We start from the raw sequence: 12,729 nt of genomic DNA, 5'->3' as shown, positions 1-12,729 counted from the left end.
ATGACGCCTCCAGACCACGGCTTGCTCGGACGTGTCGCGGGTGCGGTCACCGGCAAGGTGGTCGATGTCGTGCCGATCGAGGAGATCATCGAGCAGGTCGACGTCGACGCACTGCTGGAGCGGGTCGACGTGAACCGCCTGCTCGACCGGGTGGACGTCGACCGCCTCCTCGACCGCGTCGACATCGACCGGCTGCTCGCCCGGGTCGACCTCGAGGAGCTGGTGCAGCGCGCCGGGATCCCCGACGTCGTCGCCGACACGACCGGCCAGCTGGCCGGCCGGACGCTGGACGTCGCGCGGCGGCAGGTGGTCGGGCTCGACACGGTGGTGACCGGGATCGTGGACCGGCTGCTGCGCCGGCGCGGTCCGGCGCCGGTCGGTCCGCCGGCGCTCGTCGGGCCGGGTGCGGCCGGGGAGGTGCGGCGATGAGCCGGCCGACCGTGACGGGCCGGTACGCCGGACCGGTGAGCCGGGCCGCGGCGACGGCGATCGACGTCGCGGTGGTGCTCGCGTCGTACTCGGTCGGGGTGGGGCTGGCGGGGTTCCTGTCGCAGGCGCTGTTCAACTTCTCGATCGAGAAGGGGACGGGCGTGCTCGCGACGGCGGTCCTGCTGGGCTGGGCGGCGCTGTACGTCGCCGTGGGCACGGCGATCTCCGGGCGGACGGTCGGCAAGGGCGTCGTGGGGCTCAAGGTGGTCTCGCGGCTGGGCTACCCGGTGCGGCCGTCCGCGGCGGTCGTGCGGGTGCTGGCGTTCCCGCTCAGCACGTCGGTGTTCGCGATCGGGCTGCTGCTCATCGCGTTCCGGCGCGACCACCGCGCGCTGCACGACCTGATCGCACGCACGGCAGTCGTCTACGACTGGGGTGACCGGCCGGCGCAGCTGCCGGGGCCGCTCGCGGCGTACCTGCGGGCGCACGACGCGGCCTGAGACTGCTCAGCCGTGGGCGAAGGTGATCCGGGGCAGGATCCGGCGCAGCCAGGCGGGCGTCGCCCACGCCGCGCGACCGGACAGCCGGAGCAGCACGGGGAGCAGCACGAGGCGGACCAGGAAGGCGTCGAGCAGGACGGCGACGCCGAGGATGACGCCCATCTCCTTGGGCGGGAGCGGTCCGGAGAGGGCGAACGTGAAGAAGACCGCGACCATCACACCGCCGGCCGCGAAGATCACCCGGCCGGAGTGGGCGACGGCGCCGACCATGGCCTCGCGGGGGTCGCCGGTGCGCTCCCAGTGCTCCTTGGCGGCGGCGAGCAGGAAGACGGTGTAGTCCATCGCGATGGCGAAGATCATCGCGAAGAAGAACACCGGCGCCCAGGCGTCGAGGAAGCCCTGGGGCTCGAACCCGAGGAGACCGGCGCCGTGGCCGTCCTGGAAGAGCAGCCGCGCGACGCCGAACGCCGCGGCGGTCGAGAGCAGGCTGGCGAGGGTGCCGAGCAGCGAGATCAGCGGTGCCTGCAGGGCGACCAGCAGGAGCAGGAAGCCGAGCAGCAGCACGACGCCGATGACGAGCGGCGTGGACCGGTCGAGCTGGTCGGTGAGGTCGATGTTCTCCACGGCGGCGCCCCCGACCAGGGCGGACGACGGCAGGTCGGCGCGCAGTCGCTCGACGGTCGCGGGCAGGTGCGGGTCGGACGGGTCGACCGTCGGGACGGCCTGGATCATCGCCAGGTCGCTGCCGTCCGCGGCAGGCTGCGGCGGCAGCACCGACCGGATGCCGGCGTCGTCGGCGAGCACCGCGGCGGCCGCGTCGGCGTCCGGGCGGGCGACGACGACCTGCAGCATCCCCGGTGCGCCGGGGCCGAAGGCGTCCTTGACCTGGGCGTAGCCGACCCGCGCGCTGGCGTCGTCCGGCAGCACCTTGATCGACGGCATGCCGGTCCTCAGCCCGGCGATCGGGGCGGCGAGCAGCAGCAGGACGGCGGTCGCGCCGAGGCCCCAGGCGAGCGGACGGCGCCACAGGTGGGCGCCCCAGCGGGCGAAGACCGGGGAGCGGTGCTCGGTGGTGCGGGCCCAGGGGAGGGCGAGCCGGTCGATCCGGTGGTCGAGGCGGACCAGGACCAGCGGGAGCAGGGTGAGCGTCGCGGCGAGCACGAAGACGACGGCGATCATGATCCCGCCGGCCATCGATCGGAACGACGGCGACGGCACGAGCAGCACCGCCGAGAGCGAGACGAGCACGGTCGCGCCGGAGAGCAGGACCGCCTTGCCGGCGGTGTCCATGGTCTCGGCGATCGCCTGCCGGGGTGAGGCGTCGCGGCCCATCCGGGCCGCGCGGTAGCGGACGACGAGGAAGAGCGCGTAGTCGATGCCGAGCGCGAGCGCGAACATCATGGCGAAGTTCATCGCCCAGATGGAGACCGGGACGAGCTCGTTGACGAGGACCAGCGAGCCGGCCGACGCGACGAGTCCGGCGAGGGTCAGCAGGAGGGGGAGCCCGGCGGCGACGAGCGCGCCGAACGCGAGCACGAGGATCGCGAGCGTGACCGGCCAGGAGATCATCTCCGAGGTCAGCATCGCCTCGAGGTTGGCCTCGTTGAAGTCCGACCAGAGCAGGGACGAGCCGGTCGGGTTGACCTGGACGGTGGGCGTCGACAGGGCCTGCAGCTCCTCCTTGAGGTCGGAGGCGACGCGGACCATCTCGTTCGTGTCGACGCCGGCGCCGGCGAGGACGACGGCGGTCCGGCCGTCGGGGGAGAGGCTCGCCCCGGGCGTGGGCGCGATCACCTCGGCGAGCCGGGGCTCGGCCTCGAGGACGTCGCGCACCTGCGCCAGGACGCGCGCGCCGTCGCCGGCGCCGTCGTCCAGGGGGCCGTCGGTGCTGTGCACGACGACCTGGAGCGCATGGCTGGCGTTGCCGCCGAAGTGCTCCTGGGCGAGGTCGCGGACGGCGACGGACTCCGAGCCGTCGGCCTGCCAGCCGGCGCCGGAGAGGTTCTTCTCGACCGAGGGGGCGAAGATCCCGAGCCCGATCACGACGGCGATCCAGGCGATCCCCACGAGCCGGCCGTGGTCGGCGACCCAGAGGCCGAGGCGGCCCAGCGGGCCGGCGGGGGAGGTGTGCTGCGCCACGGTGGCGGCTCCTTTCGATTATCCCCCTGGGGGGTTAGGCTGGCGACCGTACAGAACCCCCTGGGGGGATAGCGAATCGGGAGGAAGAGCCCCATGGACAGCACAGACACCACGGAGATCACCGACACCACGGAGATCACCGGGACCGCGGACTTCACGTTGAGCGCCACCGTCCCGACCTCGTACGACGACACGGTGGCGCGCGTGCGCACGCTGCTGGCCGACGCCGGGTTCGGCGTGCTCACGGAGATCGACATCCGCGCGACGCTGCGGGCGAAGCTGGGGGAGGAGGTGCCGGCCCAGGTGATCCTGGGGGCGTGCCGGCCGCAGCTGGCCCACCGGGCGCTGCAGGTCGAGCCGCGGGTGGCGGCGCTGATCCCGTGCAACGTGGTGGTCGCCGACGCGGGGGCGGGGCGGACCCGGGTGGACGTGATGGATCCCGGTCTGCTGGCCGCACTGGTGCCCGATCCGGAGCTCGCGGAGGTGGCGGCCGACGGGCGGGCCCGGCTGGCCGGGATGATGGAGGTCCTCACCGGAGAGAAGGAGCGCGTCGATGAAGCTGGAGCCTGACGAGATCAAGGCGATCATCACCCGCCTCAAGCGGGCCTACGGGCACCTGGCGTCGGTGATCCGGATGCTCGAGGAGGGCGCCGAGTGCGAGGACGCGCTGTTGCAGCTCGCCGCGGTGAACAAGGCGGTCGGGCGCGGGGGCTACGCGCTGGTCGCGACGGGACTGCAGAAGTGCCTGGTCGAGGGCGGGCCCGACAGCGTCGACGCGAAGAAGCTGGAGAAGCTGTTCCTGGCGCTCGCCTGAGCGCTCAGCGCGGCAGGATCTCGCGCACCGACGCGGCGGTCACCGCGTTCCACAGCGGCACCCGGCGCAGCATGTAGTGCCCGGTCGGGCCCATGTCGGTGAACTCGGCGTCGGCGATCGCGGCGGCGCGCTCGACGTACTTGCGGGTGGCGCGTGCCGAGGTGATCCGGTCCAGGCGGCCGTGGGCGGCGCGCAGCACCTTTCCGGCCAGCGGCGTCACCGGGTCGTCCACGGGGAGCCAGGGGGCGAGCGCGACGACGCCGCGCACCGAGGGGTGGTCGGCGACGGCGACGCCGGTCCGGGCGCCCATGGAGTGGCCGACGATGGCGACCGGGACGTCGTGCTCGGCGGCGATCTGGTCGAGCGCCCAGCGTGCGTCCGGGACGGGCGAGGGCAGGGCCTCGACGCCGGCGTTCCAGCCCTTGACCCGGTAGCGCAGCACGAGCAGGCCGATGTCGTCCGGGACGAGGGTGGGGGCGAGGTGGCGGGCGAGGGCCCGGCTGCGGCGCCAGGCGCCGCTGCGCCGGCCCAGCGGCTCGGTCGAGCGCTCGGCGCCGCCGTGCAGGACGAGGACGAGGGCGCGCGGCCGCTCGGGCAGCAGGCGGTCGGTGAGCACGGGGGCGTCAGTCATGGTTCCTCCGCAGCAGCTGGTAGGCGGCGAGCGCTTCCTCGCGCTGGGTCGCGTGGTCCACCATCGGCGCGGGATAGCCGTCCGGCGGACCGTCCTTCCACGGCCGGTGCACGGCGGGCGCGGACAGACCCGCGAGCTCGGGCACCCAGCGGCGGATGTAGTCGCCGTCGGGGTCGAACTTCACGCCCTGGGTGATCGGGTTGAACACCCGGAAGTACGGCGCCGCGTCGGTGCCGCAGCCGGCGACCCACTGCCAGTTGTGCTGGTTGCTCGCGAGGTCGCCGTCGACCAGGTGGGCCATGAAGTGCGCGGCGCCGTGGGTCCACTCGACCTGGAGGTCCTTGACCAGGAAGGACGCGACGATCATCCGCACCCGGTTGTGCATCCATCCCTCGGCGAGCAGCTGGCGCATGCCGGCGTCCACGACCGGGAAGCCGGTCTGGCCGGCGGCCCAGGCGTCGAGCCGGCGGCGCTGCTCGCGCCCGGTGACGTAGGGGAGGTCCTTCAGCTCGGGGCGGAAGTAGTCGCGGGCGCTGGCCGGCCAGGCGTGCAGGACGTGCGCGTAGAACTCCCGCCAGGCCAGCTCGCGGCGGTAGACCTGTGCGTGGGTGTGCCGGGCGTCGAGGTCGGCCAGCAGGGTGCGCGGGTGGATCGCGCCCCAGCGCAGGTACGTCGAGAGGCGCGACGTCTCGTCGAGGTCGGGGCGGTCGCGGATGTCGTCGTAGGGGGTGCCGCGGAAGGCGTCCCAGCGGGCGCGCGCGGCGGCCTCGCCGGCCTCGGGCAGCTCGGCGTCGACGTCCGGCTCGGCGGGCAGGTCGTCGCCCGGCGCCGTGGCCCACTCGACGCCGGCCGGGTCGGAGGCGGCCGGCGCGCGCCAGCCGTGGTCGGCCCAGGCCCGGTAGAACGGCGTGAACACCTTGTAGGGGTCGCCGCCCTTGGTGTGCAGCCGGCCCGGCGCCACGGCGTACGGCGAGCCGGTGCGCACCAGCGGCACGTCGGCCTCGGCGAGGGCCGCCGCGACGCGCTCGTCGCGGGCGGCGCCGTAGGGGGCGAAGTCGGCGCTGACGTGGACGGCCGCGGCGCCGGTCTCGCGCACCAGGGCGGGGACGACGTCCTCGGGGCGGCCGCGGCGGACGACGAGGCCCGGGCCGTGCCGGCGCAGGTCGGCGTCGAGCGCGCGCAGCGAGCGCAGCAGGAAGGCGGTCCGGGCGGCGCCGGAGGGGCGCAGGAGCGCGTCGTCGAGGACGAACACCGGCAGCACCGGCCCGTCACCGGCGGCGGCCAGGAGCGCGGGATGGTCGCCGAGCCGCAGGTCCCGCCGGAACCACAGGATGCTCGGGGTCACCCCGCCATGCTGGCAGACGCCCGGCTACGGACGGCCGACGCCCAGGTCGCGCAGCGCGAGCTGCGCCGCGCGGTAGCCCGCCATGCCGTGCGCGCCGGGCCCCGGCGGGGCGGCCGCCGAGCAGAGGTAGACCCCGCGGGCGCCGGTCCGGTAGGGGTTGCGGCCGGGGCGCGGGCCGAGGAGCAGCGCGCCGGGGGACTTCGCGCCGGTGAGGATGTCGCCACCGATGTAGTTGGCGTTGCCCGCGGCGAATTGCGCGGGGCTGGTGACGTGGACGCCGGTGATGCGCTCGCGCAGTCCGGGGGCGAAGCGCTCGATCTGGCTGATGACGGCCTCGGTCGTGTCGCTCGCGGCGCCGTCGTAGCCGGCGGGGACGTGGGCGTAGGCGTAGACCGGGTGGACGTCGTCGCGCGAGCGGGTCGGGTCGGCGACGTACTGCTGGCCGAGGAGGACGAAGGGGCGCTCCGGCATCCGGCCTGCGGCAACGGCCTTCTCGCCGGCGATGATCTCGGCGGAGCCGCCGCCGAGGTGCACGGTGCCGGCCCGGCCGACCTCCGGGTCGCGCCACGGCACCCCGCCCTGGACGGCGAGGTCGACCTTGAAGGCGCCCGGGCCGTAGCGGTAGCGGCGGTAGGCGCGCCGGGTGCCGGCGGGGAGCTTGTCGCCGTACAGCGCGAGCGCGGCCTGCGGCGCCAGGTTGAGCAGGACGGCGTCCGCGTGGGGGAGCTGCGACAGCGAGGTCACCGGGACGCCGGTCTCGATCTTGCCGCCGAGGTCGGTCAGCGCCGCCGCCATCGCGTCGGTGAGCGCCTGGGTGCCGCCCACCACGACCGGCCAGCCGTCGTGGTGGCCGGCGGTGAGGATGCCCATGCCGATCGCCGACGAGACGACCTCGGTCAGCGGGCGCATCGCGTGGGCGGTGGTGCCGAGGAAGAGCGCGCGGGCCCGCTCGGTGCGGAACAGTCGGGCGAGGAGAGTCGCGGGCAGCAGGGTCGGGGCACCGAACCGGCCCATCAGCAGCGGGTGCCGGGGCACGTGGACGACGGGCCCGAGGATGTCGCCGGCGAGCTCGGGGTAGCGCCGCGAGGGGCCGCCGAAGAGCATCTTCCAGCGCCGGCCGTCGGCGCCGAGGCCGGCCGCGGTCTGCGCGACCGAGCGGTGCAGCAGCGCCGCGGGGCCGTCGTCGAGCGGGTGCGCGGCGTCGATCTCGGGCCAGGCCCAGCGCAGCCCGTACGCCTCGAGACCGGCCAGGGCCGGGGACTGCAGCGCCATCGGGTGGAAGGCCGCGCAGTGGTCGACGAGGATCCCCTCGCCGAACGGCTGGACGGTGCGGGTGCCGCCGCCGATCTCGTCCTGCGCCTCCAGCACGGTCACGGCGACGCCGGCCCGGGCCAGGGTCAGGGCGGCGGCGAGTCCGTTGGGCCCGCTGCCGATCACGAGGGCGTCGCTCATGCCTCGACCGTAGGCCCTGCGGGGGTGCGGCCCCATGTCCCGCGGGGCCGGACTTCGGCGACGGGCTTTGTGCCCGGCGCACAAGCCCGGCGCACCCGGCTCATCCGGCGCCCACGAGGACCGCGCGGCCGAGCCAGTGGCAGGCGGTCAGCGCGAGCTCGATCGCCTGCCGGTCGGAGCTGATCGAGCGCCCCAGGGCCTTCTCGGCCGAGGCGATCCGGTACTTCACCGAGTTCTTGTGCATGAGCATCGCCTCGGCGGTCGCGGTGTAGCTGCTGTCGTTCTGGAAGAACAGCAGCAGGGTGTGCCGCAGCCGCTCGTGCTGCTCGTCGTCGCGGGCCAGGTCGCCGAGCGTCTCCTGGACCCAGGTCCGGGCGGTGTCGAGGTCGTGCGCGAGGAGCGCCGCGACCTTGAGCCCGGGCTCGTCGAAGCTCGTCGCGCCGCGCTGCGGGTCGGCGCCGACCATGGCGACCTGCTGGGCGTGCAGCGCCTCGCGGTGGGTGCGGCGGAAGCCGTCGACGCCGGACCAGGGCCGGCCCAGCGCGACATTGGACGTCGGCGGCCCGCCCGCCTTGGCGAGCAGGGACGGGATGGCGTCGAGGTCGGGCTCGACGTCCTCGGCGACGGAGAACCAGGCCCATGCGGTGGCCCGGTCGTGGGGGACGACGAGCGGCGCCCAGCTCGAGCCGAGGTGCTCGGCGAGCACGGTCGCGGCGCGGGTGAACCGGGTGAGCTGGTCCTGCTGCGTCCCGGTCTCGTGCACCCACAGCACGGCGCCGAGATGGGTGACCCGGAGCCGGTAGCCCAGCACCTTCTCGGCGGCATCGACGTCGTCGACCCGCCCGGCCACGAGCTCCTGGACCCGGCCCGCCCGGGCGCTGTCGCGCTCGGCCAGCCAGCGCTCGCGCTCGCCCTCGTAGACGGTGATGACGCGCTGCGAGATCCAGTCGATGTAGTCGAAGGTCACCGCGACGACCTCCTCGTACGCCGCCGCCCGTGCGCTGGGCTCGGCCGCCATCCGCTCGCACTCGGCGAACACCAGCTCCAGCAGGTGCTGCTGGCCCAGGCGGTAGGCACGGACCAGAGCGCTCATGGCGACGCCGCGCTGGGCCAGCCGCCGCGCGTACTCGTACGCGGCCGACGGCGGCTCGATCTTGTCGAGGGTGATGTCGTGGCGCAGCGAGTAGAGGATGTTCTCGATGTTGCCCTCGATGCTGGCGTAGAGCAGCTCGATGATCGCCGCGTCCCCGTCGAGCTCCTCGATCCGGCTCGAGAGCCGGTCCCGGAGCGCCGCGGTGAGATCGGGGAGCCGCTGCTGCAGTGCCGCGGCGACCGTCTCGACCAGGTCTCCGGGAACCTCACCCATGGCCGCAGTGTGGCAGATCGAGCTCACGCAGCCGACCCTTCACCAGCTTGCCCACGGAGTTCTTCGGCAGCTCGGCGAGCACCTCGACGCGCACCGGGACCTTGTAGCGCGCGAGCGACGCCGCGCAGTGCGCGACCAGCTCGTCGGCGCTCGCGGTCCGGCCGGGTCGGGTCGCGACGTACGCGACCGGGACCTCGCCCAGCACCGGGTCCGGCCGGCCGACGACGGCCGCCTCGAGGACCGCGGGGTGGCCGTAGAGGCACTCCTCGATCTCCTTGGGGTAGATGTTCTCGCCGCCGCGGATGATCATGTCCTTGATCCGGTCGACGATGCGCAGGTAGCCGTCGTCGTCGATGATCCCGACGTCGCCGGTGAAGAGCCAGCCGTCGCGGACGGTGCGGGCGGTCTCCTCGGGCCTGCCGAGGTAGCCGCGCATCACGTTGGCGCCCCGGATCACCACCTCGCCGCGCTCGCCGGTCGGCAGCCGGTCGCCGTCCGCGGTGACGACGGCGACCTCCTGGCCCGGCAGCGCGATCCCGACGGTGCCGGGCTTGCGGACGCCGTCGACGGGGTTGATCGTCGACGCCACGCTGCCCTCCGAGAGCCCGTAGCCCTCGACCACCGGGATCCCGAACCGCTCCTCGAAGCGGGTGATCAGCTCGGCCGGCATCGGGGCCGCACCGCACACGGCGAACCGCAGTGACGAGGTGTCGTGGGTCCACGAGGTCCGGGCGTCGAGGACGGCGTAGATGGTCGGCACCGCCGAGAAGTACGTCGGCCGGTGGGTCTCGACGAGGTCCCAGAAGGTGTCCGGCGAGAACCGCGGCGCCACGACGACGTCGCCGCCCGCGCGCAGCGGCGACAGCACGCTCGCGATCAGCCCGTTGGCGTGGAACAGCGGCAGCACCAGCAGGCTGGTGTCGGCGGGGGAGAGCGCGAAGTGCTCGACCAGCGAGGCGCTCATCGCGTCGAGGTTGGCGTGGTCGAGCAGCACGCCCTTGGGCCGTCCGGTGGTGCCGCTGGTGTAGATGACGAGCGCGAAGTCGTCCGCGACGGCGACCGGGCCGGCGTCCGGCTCGGGGGCGTCCGGCTCGGCGTCCGGCTCGAGGGCGCCGGTGCCGGCGTGCACGGTCGCCGCGTCCACCCAGGCGATGCCGAGCTCGGCCGCGAGCCCGCGGGCCCGCTCGTCGCCGACGACGACGGCCGCGGCCGAGTCCTCCAGCTGGTAGCGGGCCTCGTCGTCGGTGAGCACCGGGTTGACCGGGACGAGCGCCGACCCGCGGTACCAGGCGGCGAACTGCGCGGTGACGATCTCCGCGCAGTTCGGGAGCATCACGGCCACCAGGTCGCCCGGCGCGACGCCGAGATCGGCGAAGCGGCGGGCGAGACGGCGGACGGCGTCGGCGAAGGTGGCGTTGTCGAGCGCCCGCTCGCCGTCGCGGAGGCAGGACCCGGTGGGGTCCTGCTCCGCCCGGGCGAACGGGAGACCGGCGAGCGGGCTCACGCCGTCACCTCGGGCGAGCGCAGCTCGGGGTGGTACTGCGGGTGGCGCCAGGTGACCGTGGTCGGGACCGGGCCGTCGGGCAGCCAGGGCTGCGCGTCGACGCAGTCGCGGACCAGCCAGGTGCCCCGCTCGACGATGCCGAGGGCGGCGTCCATCACGAAGTAGGCCTGGGTGGGCTTGTGGATCGGCTGCGACTCCACCCACACCACGACGAACTCGCCGGGCGCGAAGCCGATGCGCCGCTGGATCGCCTCGATCAGCTGGTCGTCGTGCAGGTGACCGTCGCCGAAGTTCCAGCCGATGATCGCGTTGCAGCAGAACTCCGCCTCGCGCAGGGAGTAGGTCTCGTACTCGTCGCCCAGGTAGTTCTGCAGCACCGAGAACAGGCCGCGGCCCTGGCTGTGCATCGCGCGCCAGCTCAGCGTCATCTGCATCGTCATCTCGGCGACGTCGGGGTCGTAGCCCATGCCGTCGATGAGCTGGTCGATCTGGTTCTTCGCGGGCTTCTTGAGCTGGTTGAGCTTGGCCTCCGCGCCCGGCTGGAACGCCCAGGTGGCCGAGGCCCAGTTGCCGGCGTACTGGCGCATGGAGGGCAGGAACGAGACCAGGTCCGGACGCAGGTTGCCGAGCACCGGGAAGAAGACGAGCGCGGCGACGAGCACCGGCAGCATCCACGGCTCGCTGAGATCACCGATCCCGTAGCCGTCGCCGGCGAAGTGCCCGGCGAACAGGAAGACCGAGATGTAGGCGAAGAGGATGTTCCACTCCAGCGGCACCGCGAGCGGGAACGTCTGGGTGATGAAGAGGTGGAAGAGCACCATCGCGCCGACGGCCAGCAGCGTGATCGGCCAGCTCGTGCTGAACAGCAGCACGAGCGGGACGACGAGCTCGGCGGTCGTGCCGAGGACGTGCGCCATGAACCAGGCCAGCCGCGACGGCTTCAGGTCGTCGGGCAGCGAGCGGTAGTGCGCGCGCTTGAGGGCCCGCGGGGTGAACGGCGCGTTCGACACCATCGGCGGCACGACGTTCTCGAAGTGGGCGTTCATCTTCGAGATCGCGGCGCCGACCCAGACCAGGACGATGATCAGCTTGGCGGCGACGATGAAGTCGGTGAACGTGAGGATCGGGCCGACGGCCGAGGAGACCAGCAGGATCGGCAGGTACTGCTCACCGCGGGCGGCGAGGAAGAGCGTCTTGTCGCGCAGGCCGCACAGCACCAGCAGCACGGCCGGGACGAGCATGAGGACCGGGTCGACCATCGCGAACGGGATGCCGTCGATCGCGCTGCCCCCGGAGAACGCGCCGAGCAGCAGGCTGCCCAGGCACGCGAGGTAGAGCAGGACGTCGAACGGGCTGCGGTCGTCGCCGGCCGTGAACGGGACCTTCCCGGGCCACGGTGGCAGCCGGATGGTGCCGGGCCGGGCCCAGTAGCTGATCCCGCCGGTCATCGGCTTGAAGTGCGCGGCGAGCGGTCCCCAGGTGCCGCCGATGCCGAACAGCTCGACGAAGACCGTCCACAGCACGAGCTTCTGGTAGATGATCGGCTGGTCCCACCACTGCGCGACGTCGAACGGTCCGCCGACGTCGGAGGTCAGCGTCGCGAGCGCGACGCCGCCGCCGATGTAGAGGACGAGCAGCTTCACGATGTAGATCGTGTGCACCATCTTCGGGGTGCCGAAGCCGTACTCGCTCCAGAAGGTGGCGAGCACGCGGATCCGCTCCTGGCGGGGGCGGGTCAGGAACTCCGCCGGCTCGACCGGCGGGACGTCGGGGGTGAGAAATGGCATCGGTCTGGCTCCTTCGTGGGGACGGGTCGCTCGGCGGCCCGCGACGAAGGTAGGTCCGCGGATGTGGCGGCGGTCACGGCCACGGCGACCGAAGATCCGGGCGTCCTTCGTCCGTGGCGGACAACGGGATGCGGGGCGTTGCTACGTTCGCGTCCATGACGGGGAACGAGCGGCGGGCACCCTGGCTCGCCCCGGACGAGCTCGATGCCGGCCAGCGCGCGCTCTACGACGCGATCGTCGGCGGGGACCGGGGCCGGGACCCGGCCTTCGCGCTGACCGACGCGCACGGGCGGCTCGAAGGCCCCTTCGACGCGATGCTGCTCGCGCCGGCGACCGGTGGCGCCGTCCAGGAGCTGGGGGCGGCGCTGCGCTACCGCACGTCGCTGACCGGCCGCGAGCGGGAGATCGCCGTCCTCGCGGTGGCGCACGCCCACGACAGCGCGTTCGAGATCTACGCGCACGAGCGGGTGGCCCGCCGGAGCGGGCTGTCGGAGGCCGAGCTCGCGGACCTGCGGGAGGGACGGGCGGCCGGCACGTTCGGCGCGGACGAGGCGCAGGTGCACGCCGTCGTCGCCGCGCTCGTCGCCACCCGCGACCTCGACGACGCGAGCTTCCGGGCCGGGGAGGCGGCGCTGGGGAGGGCCCGGCTCGCCGAGCTGGTCACGCTGGTCGGCTACTACGAGATGCTCGCGCTCAGCCTGCGCGTGTGGCGGGTTCCGCTCCCGGACGCGGACTAGCGGCGTGTCCTAGCGGGGTGTCCTA

At 73.8% G+C, this 12,729-nt stretch carries 12 protein-coding genes; 5 read left to right on the top strand and 7 right to left on the bottom strand.

The genetic code is table 11. The features are described from left to right. Together BM223_RS10335 and BM223_RS10330 are read left to right on the top strand one after the other, a co-directional pair. Positions 1 to 429 carry a hypothetical protein gene (locus BM223_RS10335; protein WP_141267215.1) on the top strand — a complete coding sequence of 143 codons (429 nt, stop codon included), beginning with the start codon at positions 1 to 3 and terminating at the stop codon, positions 427 to 429. Then, a complete protein-coding gene (locus BM223_RS10330; RefSeq protein ID WP_052138427.1) occupies positions 426 to 929 on the top strand; it encodes an RDD family protein in 504 nt (167 codons plus the stop codon). The genes BM223_RS10335 and BM223_RS10330 overlap by 4 nt, the downstream gene beginning before the upstream one ends. Positions 930 to 935: 6 nt before the next feature. Here the strand turns inward: BM223_RS10330 and BM223_RS10325 are convergent, their stop codons facing one another. Beyond that, a complete protein-coding gene (locus tag BM223_RS10325) occupies positions 936 to 3,068 on the bottom strand; it encodes an MMPL family transporter (RefSeq protein WP_038677946.1) in 2,133 nt (710 codons plus the stop codon). A gap of 93 nt (positions 3,069 to 3,161) precedes the next feature. Here BM223_RS10325 and BM223_RS10320 point away from each other — a divergent pair, with 93 nt between their 5' ends. Together BM223_RS10320 and BM223_RS10315 are read left to right on the top strand one after the other, a co-directional pair. After that, on the top strand, positions 3,162 to 3,638 hold the full coding sequence (locus BM223_RS10320; RefSeq protein ID WP_052138428.1) for a DUF302 domain-containing protein: 477 nt from the start codon (positions 3,162 to 3,164) through the stop codon (positions 3,636 to 3,638). Then, a complete protein-coding gene (locus tag BM223_RS10315) occupies positions 3,622 to 3,882 on the top strand; it encodes a metal-sensitive transcriptional regulator (protein WP_038677947.1) in 261 nt (86 codons plus the stop codon). The genes BM223_RS10320 and BM223_RS10315 overlap by 17 nt, the downstream gene beginning before the upstream one ends. A gap of 4 nt (positions 3,883 to 3,886) precedes the next feature. Here BM223_RS10315 and BM223_RS10310 read toward each other — a convergent pair whose 3' ends face one another. The 6 genes from BM223_RS10310 to BM223_RS10285 all read right to left on the bottom strand — a co-directional run bounded on the left by BM223_RS10310 (position 3,887) and on the right by BM223_RS10285 (position 11,967). Continuing rightward, the gene (locus tag BM223_RS10310; RefSeq protein ID WP_038677948.1) at positions 3,887 to 4,513 is read right to left on the bottom strand and encodes an alpha/beta hydrolase; all 627 of its coding nucleotides are present in this window, start codon (positions 4,511 to 4,513) and stop codon (positions 3,887 to 3,889) included. Continuing rightward, entirely contained in the window at positions 4,506 to 5,858 is a 1,353-nt protein-coding gene (locus tag BM223_RS10305) for a cryptochrome/photolyase family protein (protein ID WP_038677949.1), read from the bottom strand. Before BM223_RS10305 ends, BM223_RS10310 begins: the two co-directional genes overlap by 8 nt. Before the next feature lie 24 nt (positions 5,859 to 5,882). Then, positions 5,883 to 7,310 (bottom strand): phytoene desaturase family protein, encoded by a 1,428-nt coding sequence (locus BM223_RS10300; protein WP_038677950.1) that lies wholly within the window; start codon positions 7,308 to 7,310, stop codon positions 5,883 to 5,885. A gap of 100 nt (positions 7,311 to 7,410) precedes the next feature. Then, entirely contained in the window at positions 7,411 to 8,676 is a 1,266-nt protein-coding gene (locus tag BM223_RS10295; protein ID WP_038677952.1) for a PucR family transcriptional regulator, read from the bottom strand. Then, on the bottom strand, positions 8,669 to 10,180 hold the full coding sequence (locus BM223_RS10290; RefSeq protein ID WP_038677954.1) for a class I adenylate-forming enzyme family protein: 1,512 nt from the start codon (positions 10,178 to 10,180) through the stop codon (positions 8,669 to 8,671). Before BM223_RS10290 ends, BM223_RS10295 begins: the two co-directional genes overlap by 8 nt. Then, on the bottom strand, positions 10,177 to 11,967 hold the full coding sequence (locus BM223_RS10285) for a DUF3556 domain-containing protein (protein WP_052138429.1): 1,791 nt from the start codon (positions 11,965 to 11,967) through the stop codon (positions 10,177 to 10,179). Before BM223_RS10285 ends, BM223_RS10290 begins: the two co-directional genes overlap by 4 nt. Before the next feature lie 155 nt (positions 11,968 to 12,122). Between BM223_RS10285 and BM223_RS10280 the strand changes: the two genes are divergently transcribed. After that, positions 12,123 to 12,704 (top strand): carboxymuconolactone decarboxylase family protein, encoded by a 582-nt coding sequence (locus tag BM223_RS10280; protein ID WP_038677955.1) that lies wholly within the window; start codon positions 12,123 to 12,125, stop codon positions 12,702 to 12,704. The last annotated feature ends 25 nt before the right edge of the window (positions 12,705 to 12,729 follow it).

The sequence above is a fragment of the Pimelobacter simplex genome (assembly GCF_900114845.1).
GTDB classification, from domain to species: Bacteria; Actinomycetota; Actinomycetes; order Propionibacteriales; family Nocardioidaceae; genus Nocardioides; species Nocardioides simplex.
The sequence above is the reverse complement of the archived record's forward strand: the minus strand, read 5'-3'. Positions and strand labels throughout refer to the sequence as shown.